The 18,336-nt window shown below is 40.9% G+C and carries 17 protein-coding genes and 2 pseudogenes; 2 read left to right on the top strand and 17 right to left on the bottom strand.

The window, feature by feature from the left end; translation table 11 throughout:
- Window positions 1-88: 88 nt before the first annotated feature.
- The 5 genes from JUI58_RS21400 to JUI58_RS21380 all read right to left on the bottom strand — a co-directional run bounded on the left by JUI58_RS21400 (window position 89) and on the right by JUI58_RS21380 (window position 6,032).
- Window positions 89-1,078: an ABC transporter ATP-binding protein gene (locus tag JUI58_RS21400; protein WP_204105852.1), complete on the bottom strand. Its 990-nt coding sequence runs from the start codon at window positions 1,076-1,078 to the stop codon at window positions 89-91.
- Between the two features lie 144 nt (window positions 1,079-1,222).
- On the bottom strand, window positions 1,223-2,212 hold the full coding sequence (locus JUI58_RS21395) for an ABC transporter ATP-binding protein (RefSeq protein ID WP_204105850.1): 990 nt from the start codon (window positions 2,210-2,212) through the stop codon (window positions 1,223-1,225).
- Window positions 2,209-3,054, bottom strand: coding sequence for an ABC transporter permease (locus JUI58_RS21390; RefSeq protein ID WP_204105849.1), 846 nt, complete (start codon window positions 3,052-3,054; stop codon window positions 2,209-2,211). Before JUI58_RS21390 ends, JUI58_RS21395 begins: the two co-directional genes overlap by 4 nt.
- A gap of 56 nt (window positions 3,055-3,110) precedes the next feature.
- Window positions 3,111-4,133 carry an ABC transporter permease gene (locus tag JUI58_RS21385; protein WP_204105848.1) on the bottom strand — a complete coding sequence of 341 codons (1,023 nt, stop codon included), beginning with the start codon at window positions 4,131-4,133 and terminating at the stop codon, window positions 3,111-3,113.
- Window positions 4,134-4,361: 228 nt separating this feature from the next.
- Window positions 4,362-6,032, bottom strand: coding sequence for an ABC transporter substrate-binding protein (locus tag JUI58_RS21380; protein ID WP_204105847.1), 1,671 nt, complete (start codon window positions 6,030-6,032; stop codon window positions 4,362-4,364).
- A 162-nt stretch (window positions 6,033-6,194) separates the two neighbouring features.
- On the opposite strand from JUI58_RS21380, the gene JUI58_RS21375 reads away from it, so the two are divergent.
- Window positions 6,195-7,928: a CHASE domain-containing protein gene (locus JUI58_RS21375; RefSeq protein WP_204105846.1), complete on the top strand. Its 1,734-nt coding sequence runs from the start codon at window positions 6,195-6,197 to the stop codon at window positions 7,926-7,928.
- Window positions 7,929-7,971: 43 nt separating this feature from the next.
- Here the strand turns inward: JUI58_RS21375 and JUI58_RS27905 are convergent.
- The 6 genes and pseudogenes from JUI58_RS27905 to hydA all read right to left on the bottom strand — a co-directional run.
- A pseudogene (locus JUI58_RS27905) lies at window positions 7,972-8,052 on the bottom strand (glyoxalase); the annotation flags it as partial.
- An 84-nt stretch (window positions 8,053-8,136) separates the two neighbouring features.
- Window positions 8,137-8,712: a dihydrofolate reductase family protein gene (locus tag JUI58_RS21370; RefSeq protein WP_204105845.1), complete on the bottom strand. Its 576-nt coding sequence runs from the start codon at window positions 8,710-8,712 to the stop codon at window positions 8,137-8,139.
- A gap of 92 nt (window positions 8,713-8,804) precedes the next feature.
- The gene (locus JUI58_RS21365; RefSeq protein WP_204105844.1) at window positions 8,805-9,479 is read right to left on the bottom strand and encodes a response regulator transcription factor; all 675 of its coding nucleotides are present in this window, start codon (window positions 9,477-9,479) and stop codon (window positions 8,805-8,807) included.
- Between the two features lie 173 nt (window positions 9,480-9,652).
- A pseudogene (locus JUI58_RS21360) lies at window positions 9,653-9,953 on the bottom strand (type II toxin-antitoxin system RelE/ParE family toxin).
- Entirely contained in the window at window positions 9,950-10,198 is a 249-nt protein-coding gene (locus JUI58_RS21355; RefSeq protein ID WP_348539949.1) for an addiction module protein, read from the bottom strand. Before JUI58_RS21355 ends, JUI58_RS21360 begins: the two are co-directional and overlap by 4 nt.
- Window positions 10,199-10,242: 44 nt before the next feature.
- Entirely contained in the window at window positions 10,243-11,655 is a 1,413-nt protein-coding gene (hydA, locus tag JUI58_RS21350; protein WP_204105839.1) for a dihydropyrimidinase, read from the bottom strand.
- A 200-nt stretch (window positions 11,656-11,855) separates the two neighbouring features.
- Between hydA and JUI58_RS21345 the strand changes: the two genes are divergently transcribed.
- Window positions 11,856-13,385 carry a phosphomannomutase/phosphoglucomutase gene (locus JUI58_RS21345; RefSeq protein ID WP_348539948.1) on the top strand — a complete coding sequence of 510 codons (1,530 nt, stop codon included), beginning with the start codon at window positions 11,856-11,858 and terminating at the stop codon, window positions 13,383-13,385.
- 31 nt (window positions 13,386-13,416) lie between these two features.
- On the opposite strand, the gene JUI58_RS21340 is transcribed toward JUI58_RS21345, so the two are convergent.
- From JUI58_RS21340 to JUI58_RS21315, 6 genes are all read right to left on the bottom strand, one after another.
- Window positions 13,417-13,692, bottom strand: coding sequence for a hypothetical protein (locus tag JUI58_RS21340; RefSeq protein ID WP_204105836.1), 276 nt, complete (start codon window positions 13,690-13,692; stop codon window positions 13,417-13,419).
- Between the two features lie 94 nt (window positions 13,693-13,786).
- Window positions 13,787-14,569 carry a hypothetical protein gene (locus tag JUI58_RS21335; RefSeq protein ID WP_204105834.1) on the bottom strand — a complete coding sequence of 261 codons (783 nt, stop codon included), beginning with the start codon at window positions 14,567-14,569 and terminating at the stop codon, window positions 13,787-13,789.
- A gap of 93 nt (window positions 14,570-14,662) precedes the next feature.
- Window positions 14,663-14,953, bottom strand: a complete 291-nt coding sequence (locus tag JUI58_RS21330; protein ID WP_204105833.1) for a DUF2288 domain-containing protein — start codon at window positions 14,951-14,953, stop codon at window positions 14,663-14,665.
- Between the two features lie 224 nt (window positions 14,954-15,177).
- The gene (locus JUI58_RS21325; RefSeq protein ID WP_204105832.1) at window positions 15,178-16,467 is read right to left on the bottom strand and encodes a dihydrolipoamide acetyltransferase family protein; all 1,290 of its coding nucleotides are present in this window, start codon (window positions 16,465-16,467) and stop codon (window positions 15,178-15,180) included.
- Between the two features lie 106 nt (window positions 16,468-16,573).
- A complete protein-coding gene (locus tag JUI58_RS21320; RefSeq protein ID WP_204105831.1) occupies window positions 16,574-17,212 on the bottom strand; it encodes a DUF1822 family protein in 639 nt (212 codons plus the stop codon).
- 196 nt (window positions 17,213-17,408) lie between these two features.
- Window positions 17,409-18,149 (bottom strand): hypothetical protein, encoded by a 741-nt coding sequence (locus JUI58_RS21315; protein ID WP_204105830.1) that lies wholly within the window; start codon window positions 18,147-18,149, stop codon window positions 17,409-17,411.
- Window positions 18,150-18,336: the final 187 nt, after the last annotated feature.

The raw sequence follows: 18,336 nt of genomic DNA, 5'->3' as shown, positions 1-18,336 counted from the left end.
GATTGTCGAGATTAATGGGGAATTCTCTATCTATTTCCTTCAACTATTCTAGCCGATCGCCAGTATTAAAATTTGGCGATCGCAATCTTTAAATTTCGGGAAAATGACAAGCAACAAAGCGATCGCTTTCTTTTGATTGCAATAAAGGCATGGTTTGATGGCATTGTTTGGCTTCTTTAAAACAGCGTCCGTAGAAGCGACAAACATGGGGATCGGGGTCAATGGGACTTCTCGGTTCCCCTTTAAGATTAACAGCAGAATGGCGAGAATTAGGGTGCGGAATGGCAGCAATGAGGGCTTTGGTATAAGGATGCAAAGGTTGGCGAAAAAGAGCATTTGTGTTGCCCATTTCGACAATTTTACCTAAATACATGACAACAACACGATCGCATAATAAACGCACCACATTGAGGTCGTGAGAAACGAAAAGATAACTCATTCCCAATGTTTCCCGCAAGTCTGCCAAGAGACGCAAAATAATGGCTTGTACGGAAACATCTAAAGCAGATGTGGGTTCATCGAGGATTAAAAGTTTGGGGTTGAGGGCGATCGCGCGGGCAATTCCTACTCTCGCTTTTTGTCCGCCGGAAATTTGGTGAGGAAAGCGAGTGAGAAGTGTTTGGGATAAACCGACGCGATCGGCAAGTTCTTCAACGCGGTTTTGCAGGCGATCGCTTTGGGAAATATTACCTAAGCGCTTGAGAGGTTCTGCTATACTATCAAAGGCGGTAAAGCGTGGATTTAAGCTATCGTGGGGGTCTTGAAAGACTAATTGGATTTGCGATCGCATTCCATGACGGGCAGCTTTTTGAGCGGGAATGCGGGCAATATTTTCCCCTGCAAACCAAATTTCTCCTTCTGTCGGGTCAATTAAGCGAGTAATGAGACGCACGAGGGTTGATTTACCGCATCCCGATTCTCCCACAAGTCCCAAACTTTCCCCGGATGCCAGAGAAAAACTCACATTATCCACTGCATGAAGTAAATGTGAGGGCGGTTTCTTCCCAAACCCATTAAAAACACGATTTTGTGTGGGAAAAAACTTCTTTAAATTGTTAACTTCCAGAATATTATTCATAGTTGATAGTGGATAGTTGATAGTGGATAGTTGATAGTGGATAGTTGATAGTTGATAGTGGATAGTTGATAGTTGATAGTTGACAATAGTTGACAGTTGATAGTTGATAAATTTTCCCCTACTCCCTACTACATCCTGCTACTCTCAAAAATGATTATGACAAGCAACTTGATGATTATTTCCGACTAATTTTCGTTCTAGGGGAACTGTATCGCATTGAGAAGAAGCCCGATCGCAGCGATCGCGAAACCGACAAAAAGGGAGTTCTCCTCGTAAGTCCGGTAAGTTACCAGGAATGGGAATGAGATGCGCTAAATCCTTTTCAGGGTCAGGGGTTGCGGCGATCAATTTGGCGGTGTAAGGATGGCGGGGATGCTGGAATAAGTCCGAAGTTTTTGCCGTTTCGACGATGTGACCTGCGTGCATGACTACGAGGCGATCGCAATATTGGGCGGCGAGTTCGAGATCGTGAGTAATTAAAAGAGTTGCCATGTGAGTTTGTGCTGCCAAGTCCACAATTAAATCCATTACAGCCGCTTGGGTAGTGACATCTAGCCCCGTCGTCGGTTCGTCGGCGATCGCCAACCGGGGAGAACAGGCTAATGCAAGGGCGATCGTCACCCGTTGGCACATCCCCCCGGAAAGTTCGTAAGGATAGGCATTATAGCGCCGTGAGGGGTCGGAAATGCGAACGAGAGAGAGGAGTTCTAAGACTCTTTCTCGACGTTGTTTTGGGGGTAAGTTTGCGTGTGCTTGCAAAACATCTTCAATTTGTCGCCCTATTTTACGAATAGGATTAAGTGCTGCGCGAGGATTTTGGAAAATCATGGACAACTCTTTCCCTCGCTTTTGACGCAATTGCGATCGCTTAATTTGTAGCAGATCGATGTTATCAAAAAGAATCCGTCCCGAGGTTATTTTACCTGCGCGATCGAGTATTCCCATTGTGGCAAAAGCAAGCACGGATTTTCCCGATCCACTTTCGCCGACAATGCCGACAATTTCTCCTGCTTTTAGATCAAAACTGACATTTTCAAGGGCGCGAACTGTTCCTCTGCGCGTGGCAAATTCAACAGAAAGGCGATCGACAGCGAGTAAGGTTTCTTGAGTAGTTTTTGGTTGCATTTCTTTCATGTTTTTTTCCTCGGATCGAATGAATCTCTTAAACCATCTCCAAGGAGATTAAAACAAAACACAGCAAACATTAAAGATAGTCCTGGAAACATTGCCAGCCACCATTCTCCAGAAATAATATAAGTTGCCCCTTCTGCCACCATAATTCCCCATTCTGGAGTCGGTGGACGCACCCCCAAACCAATAAAAGAAAGTCCCGCAGCATTGAGAATAGCCCAACCCATATTAAGGGAAATATGCACCATCATCACGGGCAGTGCATTGGGAAAAAGATATCTGGCCATAATTCGCCAGTCGCCATTTCCAGAGAGTTTTGCTGCTTCAATATAGCCTGCTTTTTTGATAATTAAAACTTCTGAACGAATGACGCGGGCATAGAGAGGAAGGTTAATAATTGCGGTGGCATAAATAATATTTTCCACCGTGTTTCCTAATGCAGCAACAATTCCCATTGCTAAAACAAAGAGAGGAAATGCCATAATTGTATCGATCGCACGACCAACGATATTATCAATCCATCCTCCCCAATATCCTGCCAAAACCCCTAATATACTTCCGATAAAGAAAGAGAGAAAAACCGCCGCGATCGCAATTCCTAAATCTAAGCGAGTTGCCACGATCGCCCGACTTAAAATATCTCTTCCCAGTTGATCTGTACCGAACCAATGTTGTAGGGAAGGGGGAGAAAGCGCGATCGCTGAGTTCGTTTCTAGGGGATCGTAGGGCGCGATCGCATTGCCAAATATTGCCAGAAAAATTAACGAGAGAAACATCAAAAATGCAACTAAAGTTAAAGTATTTTCTTGGAGAATATAGCGAGTCTGTCGAATTGATATAGTCATAATTTAATTCATAATTAATGAATGATATCGGGACATTATCTGCAACTTCCCTACAGTTAAAAACCTGCTCTAGGATCGATAATTCCATAGAGAATATCGATCGCTAAATTCAGAAAAATATAGAGAAAAGCCATTGTTAAAACAAATCCTTGTACTGGGGCATAATCTGAATTAATTAAAGCCTCAACTGCATAAGAACCAATTCCCGGCCAAGCAAACACTTTTTCAACTAAAATATTAGCACCGAGTAGGAATGAGAAAACAACTCCCATTGTTGTGATAATAGGTAGCAAAGCATTGCGAAAAGCATAGGTAAAAAGAATTTTTTCTGGTGATAAACCATTGCTTTTAGCGAGACGAATAAAATCGCTTCCTAATATAGTAATCATCGAAGCTCTAGTTATTCTTGCAAGAGGAGCAAGGGCAAAAATACCTAATGTTATAGCGGGTAAAATGAGATGTTGAAAAGCAATTACAAAAAGATTAAAATCTCCGCGTATTAAACTATCAAGTAAATAAAAACCTGTAAAATGTTCGGGAGGAGAAGATAGTAAATCTAAGCGTCCAACTGGTGCGGGAACAATTCCTAAGAGAAAGTAGAAAATATAAACCAGTAAAAGCCCAGTAAAAAAGGTGGGCAAAGAAACCCCCGCAGTCGTGATAAAACGAGAAAGATGGTCTAACCAAGAATTGGGTTTTAATGCGGCTAAAATGCCCAAAGGAACGGCAATGATAAAAGCAAAAAGGACTCCTGCTAGTGTTAATTCTAAAGAAGCTGGCAAGCGAGTAACGAGATCGTAAATTACTGTTTGTCCTGTCGTTAAAGAAACACCTAAATTTCCTCGGATCAGTTCTCCAATATAGATAAAAAACTGTTCGATCCAGCTTTTATTTAATCCTAATGTTTCTTGTACTTGCGCGATCGCTTCTGGTGTTGCAGATGCACCTGCGAAAAAAGCGGCAGGATCTCCCGGTAGCATTCGGGTCATTATAAAACTAACAATGATGACCCCGATCGCGCTGGGAATTGCTGCTAATAATCGTTGCAGTATAAATTGAGGAGTTGAATGCTTGGACATTTTGAGAATATTATAGGGTTTGATCCCCCTCAGTCCCCCTTAAAAAGGGGGAAGTTAGAGAAAAAGAGGGAAGTTAGAGAAAAAGAGGGAAGTTAGAGAAAAAGAGGGAAGTTAGAGAAAAAGGAAGAAGTTAGAGAAAAAGGGAGAAGTTAGAGAAAAAGAGGGAAGTTAGAGAAAAAGGGGGAAGTTAGAGAATTAGAGAATTATTCGCTATTTTCTCTTAGATAACTAAACTTTCTTTAACTGTCGAAAATCTAATTGACGATGGAACCAATATTGATAACCTTCGATATTTTTTTGCATGGCGATCGAGAGATAAGGTTGAACAATGGGAATGCGAGGAACTTCATCCCATGCCATTTGAATAAACTCTTGCACAGATTTTTCATAATCTTCTTTTCCAGGTTCTGATTTTAAAGCGGTTTCAATCAATTTATCCATTTCTGGATTCTGATAAGAACTGCCGTTAAAGGTGGCATCTTGACCGTGATAAGCATAGAAGAAGAAATAATCAGGATAGTTCAACCAACCACCAAAATTATTAATAATCATGGGGCGACTTTTTTCGACTAAAACCGAACGAAAATTTGCGCTAGGTACTTTTTCTAAGGCCACTTTGATGCCAATTTCAGCCAGAGATTCTTGAATAAGAACAGATAAAGGTTCTGCCCATTCTTTTGTTCCTAAGTCAAAAGCCAACGTTGTTTCAAAACCATCGGGATAATTAGAGAGAGATAATGATGCTTTCGCTTGTTCCATATCAGTCTTATATGGACTCGGTTGTGGCCATTCTGTGCTATTAACTTTTGTTGATTTTGCATCAAATTGTTTGACAGCTTCCCCATAAAGTGCTGTATCAAAGATAGCTTGATATGGCATTGCATAAGCAACAGCTTGTCTGACTTTGACATCAGCAAAAGGATTAGGTTTTCCTGTTAATTCTTCTTTTGTATTCAGATCGACAGAGTAGAGACAATTTTCAATCGGAGTTGAAACGATCGCATATTTTTCGGTTTCTTTGAGTTCTTTTGTATCTTTTTCGGAAAGACTGAAGTTAATATCAACATCCCCTTTTTCTAATAAAGCGCGACGGTTTCCGGCTTCGGGAACATCGAGTAAAATTACTTTTTCAATTTGGGGTAAGGGACCCGATTTCCAGTCATCAAAGCGAGTTAAAACTAATTTTTTTCCTGGTTCAAAAGATTCTAATTCAAATGCACCTCCTCCCGCATCATTATTATTCACCCATTCCATTCCCCAAGGATCGTCCTCAGTGATATGTTCTTTGACCAATTCAGAGTTAATAATTAAAGGAATAGGAACTGCTAAATCGATCGCGGTAAGTTTGTCGGGACGCAGTAATTTAACTTGGAAGGTATAATCATCAATAACCACAAATTGTTCTGGCTTTTCTAATGCACCTGCTTTCATCTGAAAAGTGGGAAATCCGCCAACGGAAACAGCGCGATCGAAAGACCATTTAACATCATTTGCTGTCACGGGTTTCCCATCGTGAAATATAGCATCTTTCCGCAAGGAAAACGTGATTGATTTTCCTTCTTCTGTTTCCCAACTTTCTGCTAATTCCGGTTTTAATTGGGTATAATCGTAAGAAAGAGAGCCATCAGGACGAGTTTTTGTATCGAAGGTCATAAGGCGATCGTATAAGTTCCAAGATGAACCATAACCAGGGCGATTTGTCCCAGGACGATGAAGGTCTAAACTATTAGGAAATCCTCCCCCTTGTACCACTGTTAAAATAACTTCTTCATCTCCAGTTGATGCTGTAGTTGCAGCCTTTTCTGTACCAGAAGGAGAACCGCAACCTTTCAATGCACCTGCTAAAGCAAATCCAGCCGCAAAACTCGTTCCTGTTTTGAATAAATCTCGTCGTTTCATTTTCAGTAAAATTGGTAACTGTTTTCCAGTAAAATGTTAAAATAGCTACAGTTTTTTAGGGATTTAGGTTAAATCTCTGTGCTGTACTTGTTGAGGTGTAGACTAACAGATGAAAGTAAAGAAAATGGGGAGAAAAACGTAAAGAAATCGGGAAGAAGAAAAATGACACGATTTAGGTATTATTTTCCTCTAGGATTGGTGATTGCTATTGGTGTAAGTTTATCGGCGATCGCGGCTTGGTTTGTGGGAGAATGGGAACGATCCGCGCATCAGTTGGAGTTTCAGCGACAGACAGAAAACCTCGCGATCGCACTACAACGGACGTTAAATCGCTATAATGATGTACTTCTTTCGATTGGAGACTTTTATCAGGTTTCAGAAAACGAGGTCTCTCAAGCCGAATTTTCTCTATTTGTGCGGCGATCGATTTCGACTTATCCTGGGATTCAAGCCTTAGAATGGTCGCCTTTAATCTTACATCGCGATCGCCTACTTTACGAAGAATCCATGCAGCAAATTTGGGGTGATAATTTCGCGATCTTTGAAACAGAAAATAATACTTTGAGTGTAGCTAAAGAACGTAGCGAATATTTCCCCGTTACTTATATTGAACCGCTAAGAAACAATGAGGCTGCTTTGGGGTTCGATCTCGCTTCAAATTCCACTCGTCGCGAAGCCTTACAATTAGCGAGAGAAACGGGTCAAATTGTTGCCACGAGGCGCATTAAATTGGTGCAAGAAACAACCAATCAATATGGCTTTCTTGTTTTTATGCCCATTTATTATCCATTTCCTGAAGATACAATTGTCAGTCGGGGCGATAATATTAAAGGTTTTATTTTAGGTGTATTTCGCATTGGTGATGTTATCGAGGAAGCGTTGCAAGGATTGAACGATCGCATTGATTTTTCTTTACGCGATCGCGAAGATTTTTTGGGCTTTTATGATTCAGTGAATCAAGAGGCGATCGGGGAATCTGAAATAAAGAATGCTTTAAAAGAATCTCATTTTTTATGTTCTAAATCTCCTTTTTGTATTCGTTCTTTAAGTATCGGTCAGCGAGAATGGTTAATGGAGTTTTATCCATCTGAAAACTATTTGTTTTCATTACGATGGGGAATGTTATCAACTTTAATCATTGGTTGGCTTTTAACAATTATTATCGCTTTTTATTTATGGAAATGGCAAGTCAAAATACAACAAACTCGGGAAATGAGTAATCTAAAAATGCAGTTTTTTTCTACCACTTCTCACGAGTTTCGCACGCCATTAAGCACAATTTTAATCTCTGCTCAATCTTTAATTGATAATCAGCAAGATTTCTCAGAAGCGAAACGATTGAAAATCTACTATCGTATTCAAAGCGTTACTAAACGCATGACACAACTTTTAAATGATATTTTAACCTTAGCTAGAGCAGAATCAGGAAATTTAGAATTTACACCAGAAATTTTAATTTTAGAGCAATTATGCGGGCAAATTATTGATGAAGTAGAACCCGAAAATATAGAAAAAGCCAGAATTCAGATTGAGAATTGTTATCCCGATCGCCAAGTTTACCTCGATCGCAAACTCATTCGTTCTATCTTGACAAATCTGCTCGGAAATGCTTTAAAATACTCACCGTCCGATAGTTTAGTGCATTTAGAAGTATCGGGAAACTCTCAAGGGTTGGAATTTAAAGTTTGCGATCGCGGAATTGGTATTCCCGAGGAAGCACTAGAAAAGATTTACGAACCCTTTTATCGCGCCAATAATGTTGGTAATATTATTGGGACGGGGTTAGGTTTATCGGTGGTTAAAACTTGCGTTGAGTTGCATGGAGGGACAATTGCGATCGCTTCTCATCAAGAAGGAGGAACAATTTTTATAGTTAAACTTCCCCTTGCTGAGTAGTTTTTTTGGCGATGGCCTGTTGCCAATCAAATCGACTTGCTATACTATAAAACTCCACGGCCTTTTCTACATCTGGTACAGAGATTCCAATATGCGAGAAGTTTCTTGGATAGTTGCTCATGATAATTTCTCATGATAATTTCTCTGAGTGAAAGTTAACTTATAATTGTAACGCATCTGTGTTACAATTATAAGCATGAGATTACATTCACCCTACCCTGTAATAAAGTAACAAAACTCCATTTTCATATATCTTGTGGTCAGTCAACTTTAAAGCAGTTTGATGAATCTCTCCAGAAAAAAGTGGAATGCCTGAACCCATCAAAAATGGGTTTATTTTAAGAATTAGTCGATCGACTAAATGGTTGGCAAAAAGCGTAGTAGCTAAATTTGCGCCGCCACAAAGCCAAATCCCCTTACCTGACTCACTTTTTAGGGATTTAACTAATTCAACGGCATTTGCTGAAACAAGTTCAACATTGTTATCGGGACTTTCTCTTATACTGCGTGAAAAAAGATATTGTTTCATGTGCGAATAAGGGCTTGTAATACCTTCTTTCAAACCGACTTCATAGGTTTTTCGTCCCATGAGAACAACATCAAAACACTTGTTATCACCCCGAACACCCATTGAAGTGCGCCAGTGAGATGGAATAGTCTCAGGAAAAGAGGCACATATATCTGCAAGATATTCGCTATCTTGAGAAAAGCCATTATGTGAACCGTCAGTGTGAGCAATAAATCCATCAATGCTGCAAGCAACATAATATGTAAGTGTTTGCAATTACGCCTCCTTTTAAAGATTTTATACACAAGGTATGTCTGCTGCATTCGTATATAGGGTAGCTCAATGAGTTTCTATTTATCAAGTAGTTTCTAATCTGATTTAAGACGATATCCCAATCCATGTACGGTTTGAATCCAATCTTTAGCCGCACCTGCATCGCGTAATTTTTTTCGCAAACTCTTGATATGAACTTTCACTGTTTCTTCGCCAGGTGAATTTTCTAATGACCAAAGAGATTCGATCATAAAATAGCGATTTAAAACTTGTTTTCCATGACGCAATAATAATTCTAAAATAGCAAATTCTTTTGGGGTTAAACGTAGGAGGCGATCGCGATAAATTACCTCATAAGTACTGGGGTTTAAACTTAAATTTTCCCAACGCAGCACAGGAGTGGGTGCAACTTGTCCTCGACGGATTAAAGCGCGAATTTGCGCTAATAATTCCCCCAGATCGAAGGGTTTTACCATATAAACATCTGCCCCTGCATCTAGCCCCAAAATCTTATCATTAGTCGTATCTCGTGCCGTTAACATGAGAATAGGCAGAGTATGACCTTGCGATCGCAATTGCCGACACAAGCGAATCCCATCGAGTTTCGGTAAAGTAACATCAAGTAATAGCAAATCGTAGGCCAAGGTTTTTAAAAACTGCCAAGCCATTTCGCCATCCGTGGCAATATCAACGCGATCGCTTTTAGTCGATAGTGCTTCGGCTAAAGATTCTGAGAGTTGCAGATCGTCTTCAACGAGGAGAATTTGCATCGACTCGAAATATCGGTGACTTGTGCTTATTTTCTCTGTTTGGTTGAATATAATATTGTGTCGAAAGTTACAAACAATATACAATATTGCTCTTCTTTTTTAAAGAATTCTTCCCGAAGCCGATCGCTTTAAATATTTCCCTTTTCTTGCTTCTCCTAACCAGCGATCGCCACCTAAGTAATTCGTTCTTGCCAATATCCCGGTTTCCGATTGCCGTGCATGACAGCTACAACCAGAATATAATCCTCCTCAATTGTGTATAAAATACCATAGGGAAATTTTCGAGTTAAGCGTTAAGCAGCGACGAACATATTCCTCCACTATAGGCCAACGCAGAGGAAATTTGATAACTTGAAAAATAGTATTTTCTACAGAATTAATAAACTCTTGAGCAACTTCCCTGTTATGTTCTGCATAAAACTCAACAGCCTGAGAATATTCAATTAATGCTGCTGGATGAAAAACATATTTCATGACTCTAAAAGTTGTTGTCTAACTCGGGCGAGTGCTTCCTCTCCTAGAATTGGTTTTACCGAACCGTTTCGGATTTCATCTCGGCGTTTTTTTGCTTCTGTTATCCAGAATCTTTGAATTGTTTCATTAACATTCATTTCACCTTCATTAAGATCTAGACTTTCTACTAACTTCTTTGCTAAAAGCACCCTTGAAGCATTCGGTAAAGCAAGAACCTCATTGAGAATTTCATCAACCGATCGCATAGTTCTATCTCTCCAAAACTTCATTATTGCTATTTTAGCTTAATTTAAAGCATTCTTCCTGAAGCCGATCGCTTTAAATATTTTCCTTTTCCTGCTTCTCCCAACCAGCGATCGCCATCCACAATTAATTCTCCTCGCAGAAATACTTTCTCTACTTTCCCCGTTACTTCTCGCCCTTCAAACAGACTATAATCAACGCGAGAATGATGAGTTTTCGCGCTAATTGTTTGCTTTTTATCGGGATCGAAGAGAACTAAATCTGCATCACTTCCAGGGGCGATCGTGCCTTTTTGGGGGAAAAGTCCAAACATCTTTGCAGGGGCGGTAGAAACAAGCTGTACAAAGCGATTGAGATTAATTTTACCCGTTCTCACTCCCCCATCAAATAATAACACCAAACGCAATTCTACTCCTGGTGCGCCGTTGGGAATTTTAGCAAAATTATCTTGTCCGAGTTGTTTGGAATAATTAATCCCTAATGGCTGTTCATTAAAACAAAAAGGACAGTGATCTGTTGCTACAATTTGCAGGTCATCAAAGCGCAATCCTCGCCAGAGATGGTGTTGACAATGATGCTCTCTTAATGGCGGAGTCATGACGTATTTTGCCGCTTCAAAATCCGGGCGATCGTATTCTTTATTATCCAAAAATAGGTAATGAGGACAGGTTTCAGCAAAGGCAGGAATGCCGCGATCGCGTGCTTCAACGACGTTTTCTAGGGCTTCTGGGGCAGATAAATGGACAATATAAACGGGAACTTCTGCTAATTCTGCGAGGCGAATTGCCCGATGGGTGGCTTCTGCTTCCATTAAGCGAGGACGGGTGAGGGCGTGATATTGGGGAGATGTGTTACCTTGTTCTAGTGCCTCTTCAATTAATACTTGAATCACCGATCCGTTTTCTGCATGAAGATTGACCATTCCGCCGCGATCGCCGACTTTTCGCATTGTCCGAAAAATTGCTGCATCATCTACCATCAAAATTTCTGGATATGCCATAAACATTTTAAAACTGGACACTCCATCGGCTTCAATGAGACTGGGAAGTTCTGTTAAAACGTCTTTATTTACGTCAGTTAAAATGAGGTGAAAACCAAAATCAATACACACTTGAGGTTCCGCTAAAGCAAGGCGATCGTCGAGGGTTTTCTTGGCACTTTCTCCTTTATTTTGATAGGCAAAATCGAGAATGGTGGTGGTTCCTCCAAAGGCTGCGGCGATCGTTCCGGTTGCGTAGGTATCGCTGTTTCTTGCAATCCCTTGCATCGCTTCCATGTGGGTATGAACGTCAATTCCTCCAGGAAATACCAGCAAGCCCGAGGCGTTATATTGTTGGGCATCGGGAATGTCTAATTGTCTACCAATGGTTTCAATTTTGCCATTTTTTACGAAAATATCGCCGATATAGTCATCGACAGCCGTGACAATTCTTCCTCCTTTAATCAAAATTTCGGTCATGGCACAGTTTCCCCATTAGAATTCTCTCTGGAAGTTTAGTATCGGGGATTTGGGGGACGCGATCGCCAAAAAATATGATTTTCTTTAGATTTCTGTAATTACAATTTGAGGGCGATCGCTATATGTTGATTAATATGGGTTTGCGTCTTTTGGTCGTCATGCCCAGATCACAGAAATTTCAGCCGCGATCGTAAATGACTATGCAAAATTTTGACTGGAAAAAGCTCCAAAATGGTTCAGATATTCGTGGAGTTGCCCTCGAAGGGGTACCCGATGAAGCAGTAAATTTAACGCCTGAAATTATTAGTCGTTTAGGGAAGGCTTTTGCAACTTGGCTAACACAAAAACTGGGCAAACAAGCGAATGAGTTAACAATTTCTGTGGGACGCGATAGCCGCATATCGGGACCAGATTTAATGCAGGCTGTAATGACAGGAATGAGCGAATTAGGGTGTCATGTTTATGATTTTGGAATCGCTTCGACTCCAGCTATGTTTATGAGTACGATCGCGCCAGAATTAAACTGCGATGGGGCAATTATGCTCACAGCAAGTCATCTCCCTTTTAATCGCAATGGTTTAAAGTTTTTTACCGATCGCGGTGGTTTAGATAAAAAAGATATTAGCGATATTTTAGCTTTAGCAGCAAACAATAATTTTGTCAATGCGGCTTCAATAGGAACAATTTCTAAATACGATTTTATCTCAGTTTATGCGGCAGGTTTAGTTAAAAAAGTGCGCGATGGTGTGAATCATCCCGAACATTTTCAGCAACCTTTAAAGGGTTTAAAAATTGTTCTTGATGCGGGGAATGGTGCAGGGGGATTTTATTGCGATCGCGTTCTCAAACCTTTGGGTGCAGATACTACAGGAAGTCAGTTTCTTGAACCCGATGGCACATTTCCCAATCATATTCCTAACCCCGAAAATGAGGAAGCAATGGCGGCAATTTGTCAAGCAGTTTTGCAAAATAAAGCAGATTTTGGTATTATTTTCGATACGGATGTCGATCGCGGGGCTGCGGTGGATAGCGAAGGAACAGAACTCAATCGCAATCGTTTAATTGCTCTTATTTCTGCTATTGTTTTACAAGAAAAACCGGGTTCGACGATTGTTACTGATTCAATTACTTCTGATGGCTTGACGCAGTTTATTGAGTCAGAATTGAAAGGAAAACATCATCGTTTTAAACGGGGTTATAAGAATGTTATCAATGAGTCTATCCGTTTAAATCAAGAAGGAGAAGAATCTTGGTTAGCGATTGAAACTTCGGGTCACGGGGCGATGAAAGAAAATCATTTTCTCGATGATGGGGCTTACTTAGTGACTAAATTGTTGATTGAGTTGGCAAAATCTAAATTAGAAGGGAAATATTTATCGGATTTAATTGCTAACTTACAAGAACCCAAAGAAAGCAAGGAATTTCGTCTAAAAATTGAGGTAGAAGATTTTAAATCTTACGGGAATACAGTCATTGAAAAATTGCAAGAATTTGCAGCAACGCGAGAAGGTTGGCAGATTGTTCCTAATAATTACGAAGGGGTGCGAGTTTCTTGTCAATCTGCTGAAGAAAATGGCTGGTTTTTGTTGCGATTATCCCTTCACGATCCGGTTATTCCTTTGAATATTGAGTCTAATGTATCGGGTGGGGTGCAAAAGATTGTGACTCAACTGTTGGAGTTTTTTCCTCCTTTTGAATCCTTAGATTTATCTTCACTGAAAACAATGTAACAGTTGGCGATCGCACTGGAATATCTGAAACTCAATTCTTATCATCATTGCGATCGCGTTCTAAAAATAATTCAATAGCACGTCTTACTTCTGTTTGCATTCCAACTAAAGCGAGGCGATCGCGTTCTGAACGTTCGGCATATTCTGCAAATAGCCTTTCTAGCGATCGCACATCTGCGGTTAATGTAGCGATCGCGCTGGTATTTTGTGCTGCAATTTGCAATGCACCCAATACGATTTCTCGTAGGGCTTCGTTGTCTGTTTCTACAGCAGTAACGCGATTTTCTATGTTTTCAGATGTAGTCATGGGTTCTTGTCCTAAATAATATTATTGTATCAGCAAAAAATTGAAATGCTTGCAAACTGGAATGTTTGCAAGAACAAATCAACATTTCAGGTTTTTACGCTTGTTTGAAAAAGCGGATAATTTCCCGAACGCGATCGAGAAATTCGCTATCCTCACTCAATTGCGCGATCGCATTTTTGGCCTCCCTTGCAATGCGATCGTGATCTGCTTGGTTTTGTGCTTTTAAACCTTCGTGAGAACTCGCCAAATTGGTCAAATCTTGACGAATGGCCTCCAATTGACGCTGTTGAGATGATACAATCGAATCGGCGTTTTTAAAGTTGAGTTGTTTTTGCAATTCTTTGCTAGATGCTTCAACTTGTTTTAAGCGATTCCAAACTTCGACAATATCTTCACGAGGATATTTGAATTCATGACGGATGGAATGCAAACGATGGGCGAGATATTGATAAAATGAAACTGCTGGACGTAAACCTGTAAATAAAAGTGTAGCCGCAGAACTAACATAACCAATGCGACTTACTCCCGTCAGTGCGAGAAGATATAAACCCAATGCTGAAAAAATATGCAATCCGATCGCAACCCATAGCGATCGCTGCATGACAACTCGGACATAATTCAATTTTTCGCTATCAACGGGAATTTCCTTTTTTCGAGAGCGATCGGCATCCACAAGGACTTCTTTTGCACTAAAATGAATATTCCAAGGAATAGTCACGATCGCAATTAACCACCAAATACTGGCTAAACCGACAATCCAATCAATAAAACTACCTGCGGAAATTCCCAACCACTGCAAAATACCAAAAACGAACAGAACCAGAAGAACTAAAACGACAGTAAACCAGGCAAAATTGCCAACTTCTCTTGCATTCATAACGAAATACCAAGTTTGATTAATGCCAATTCTCGGTCGTTTTCTGGTATTTTTACGTCAAGGATGTGGTAAAATCTGAAGTGTCATATTGAATTAAATCGCAGAGATTAAAACAAAAGGCTGTACAATTAATGTCTTAAACATTTTCTCGGGTTGCGCGTTCCAATTACTTAAATCGTCCACAGAAGGTTTACAAATTAACTGTTCGCGGATCCACCGATCGACTACTTGCTTATTATCTTCTGCGATCGCAACCCCCACTGCAACTAAATCTAACAAAGGATTGACCACAATTAAAGCATCTCGACGCGCATGAGGCTGTAAGGCATTCCAATCGATCTCAGCGATTTCTTCTTGCAATTGAGTTTTTAAATCTGTTGTCATTATTTCCTCTCATAATTATCTCATAATCATAAAGCTAGGGTCTCATAATCATAAAGCTAGGGTCTCATAATCATAAAGCTAGGGTCTCATAATCATAAAGCTAGGGTCTCATAATCATAAAGCTAGGGAGCGAGACGCTCCCACTACAATAGCTGATAATTGTAGTGCGGGCATCTTGTCCACCTGCTCCCTATTTTTGTAAAACTGAGATGTACCCATTACAACTACATTGTTAAAGATTGAACATTAGTTTCAATTAACTTTGCCAAATCCTTTAAAAATGCAGCCGCATCAGCCCCATAAATAACCCGGTGATCGCAAGTTAAATTAACCTGCATCTGACGCTTAACGCCTAATAATCCTTCCGGGGTTGCGACAACTTGAGGACGAGAAGCCCCGATCGCCAAAATTGCCCCTTGTCCAGGCGGAAGAATAGCATCAAAGCGATCGACTCCAAACATTCCTAAATTAGAAAGTGTAAAAGTGCCGCTATTGTATTCATCCGGTTGTAATTGTTTGGATCGGGCGCGATCGACTAATCCTTTCCAAGTCCGAGAAAGAGAATAAATATCCTGCTTATCGGCATCTTTTAACACGGGAGTAATTAACCCACCATCGGGCATTGCAACAGCAACAGAAATATTAATTCCACTGGGATAGGCGATCGCATCTTGCACGTAAGCAGCGTTAACAATAGGATGCTTTTGTAAAGCCATCGCTACAGCTTTTGCTAACAATGCCGTCATCGTCACACCCTTGGCTTTAATTTGCTTGTAGAGTTTGTCTAACTCATCCGTTGTAATGGTATAGCCCACGTGAAAATCGGGAACCTCCACACTAGCCAGCATATTTCGTACCACCGCCTTTTGTAGCGTATTCATGGGCTTGGTTTCCCCTGGTGTCGCCGCAGCCGGAACATGAACGGGTTTTGGGGAAGGTGAGGCAGGTTGGCTAACCATTGTGACCGCCGGAGTTGTCGTTAGGGCTGTACTCTCGGCTGCTGTTCCCGTTGCGACTTCTACATCCTCTGCTGTGATGCGTCCATAGGGTCCGCTTCCTTGGATAGTTGCCAAATCAACCTTGAGGGTTTTCGCCAATTTGCGGGCGCGGGGAGAGGCGACAATTCTACCATTATGGTTGCTGGCAGCAGGTGTAGGGGCAGTTGTAGGGGTTTCGCTAACTGTAGGTGTAGGGGGAGTTGAGGGCGCAGATGGGGCTACAGGGGCGGAACTTGGGGAAGTCGGGGCTTTTTGTTTCGCCTGTTCGATTTCGGCCTCAGTTTCAGCGACGAAGGCGATCGCACTGCCGACGGGTGCCTCTTGTCCGGCTTCAACTAAAATGGTAGCCAGATAGCCGCTATAGAACGATTCCACGTCCATATCTGCTTTATCCGACTCCACCACGACGACGGTTTCCCCTTTTTCGACCTTATCGCCAGGGGATTTCACCCAAGAGACGATTTTCCCTTCGGTCATGGTGGAACTAAGCGCGGGCATGAAAATGTCGTGGATCATGGAACAATTATCAATAATTGATTATCAATTTCTTAATTATCAATTATTGATTCCCAATTATCAAGATTTTGGGGTCAGCAGAGGGCGCAATCTTCAGGAGAGTCCCTCAAATTTCAAAATCTTCAGTAATATCAACCCCTTCCCCGATCGCCTGAATTTGGAATCGCGTCCCGCATTTCCCGGCTAATGTCAGAGAAATTGATTCGCTGTTTTGTTCAACGGCGATCGCTTCCATGATTTTTCCGCCATCTGAGAGGAGATACAATTTCAGCCCTTGAGGGAGTTCGGTATCGGGAGGCAGGGGACGCAGGGCGATCTCAATGTCTAGCGTAGAATCACTTTGAGGGCGTAAGCTGACAATTAAAACAATAGTACGCGCTTTCGCAACTTTTCCTAAATCGATCTGCTTACAACGTTCGACAAGTCTCGTTTTGCTGGCAACATTGCTAGAGGAAGCCCCGAGTTTTTGCTGGGGAAATGAAGTAAAAATATCTTCAACTTTTTGCCATTCCGCGATCGCTTCATCTTCCAGCCACTCTCCTAAATTTGTTTGTCCTGAATCTGTTAAATGTTGCGATAAATTTTGTGCTGCTGTTGCTTGCTGCCCCCAATTTTCAAGCCAATCTCCCTCGACGTTATCAATATAGAGATCGATATAATCCGATCCTAAATTCAAACGATCTGCCTGCATTTTTTTGACTTTTTGTAAAGAAGATAAAAGCAGGTCGAGTTTTCCTGAATTCATATTTTTGGTTGCCTTTTTTTGAATTAAAGTGATGATTTTAAACTGAGTCAAATTGAGTAGAACTTACGCCGTTAAGGAGCGAGACGCTCCCACTACTGTGTTCTATAGTGATAGTAGTGCGGGCATCTTGCCCGTTAATGCGTAAGTTTGCCCGTTAATGCGTAAGTTTGCCCGTTAATGCCTAAGTCCTATTGAACTAGAAACTAAAACTTTTGTAACCTTCTGATTTCATGCGATCGCTATTAAAAAGAATTAAATTGCTGGCAGATTGGATAGAATCGGGGAAATTGGCAGGATCTAAGCTAACAAAAAGTCCTCTTTTAATATCCCAACATTTTAATGTCTTTTCCCATAACTTTATTTTTTCTCGCATTTGTTCTGATTCGCCCATTTTTGTGATTTGAACGCACAAACTGGTATTGGACTGACGACCGCTAACAATTAAATCGGTAGACATGGAAAAATCAATGATCTTTCTACATAATACATTCCCTCCCCGCTCTTGAATTTTTTCAACCAATAAATTAAGCTCCGTTGCATCATCGGCACTGTGTTTGCCAGATTTTAGACAATTCTTCCATTGAGAAAATTTGCGATCGCTACTCCTAAACCAAAGGGGAAAAAGTTCAGAATACCAATACGCGAGGGGAGGAGTCATTTCTTGGGCGAGTCTTTGTTGGCATTCCTCATTATATTCCTCATGGGCAGATTGTATTTCATTCTCTTGTAAAGTTAACCATATTTGTGCATCTTCAATGATTTCCGCAAGAAACGCCATTAAAAACTTGCGACTTGTCAGAAATCCCGCCTTCTCTTGTCCAGCCCATCGATCGATTTCCTTCAGGCGATCGGACAGATTTGGTTCGACGGTTGCAGCAATATCTATGAGTTTTTTGAGCATTGGCTCAATGTTTTTCGCATCAATTCGCTCTACCACGCTTCCCTAATTTTAAACTATAAATGATATCTCACTCTATTTCTACCCATTATGACTTAATTTTTGCTTTCGCAAAAATATGAATTTTTGTAAAAAACCGAGCAAAGCTGCATCATTCCCATTTCTTTCTGATGATTTCTGGTTCAACTTCTCTAAACCAACAAACCCCAGAATTTTTTACTTCCGG

The sequence above is a fragment of the Spirulina sp. CCY15215 genome (genome assembly GCF_016888125.1).
In the GTDB taxonomy this organism is placed as follows: Bacteria; Cyanobacteriota; Cyanobacteriia; order Cyanobacteriales; family Spirulinaceae; genus CCY15215.
The sequence above is the reverse complement of the archived record's forward strand: the minus strand, read 5'-3'. Positions and strand labels throughout refer to the sequence as shown.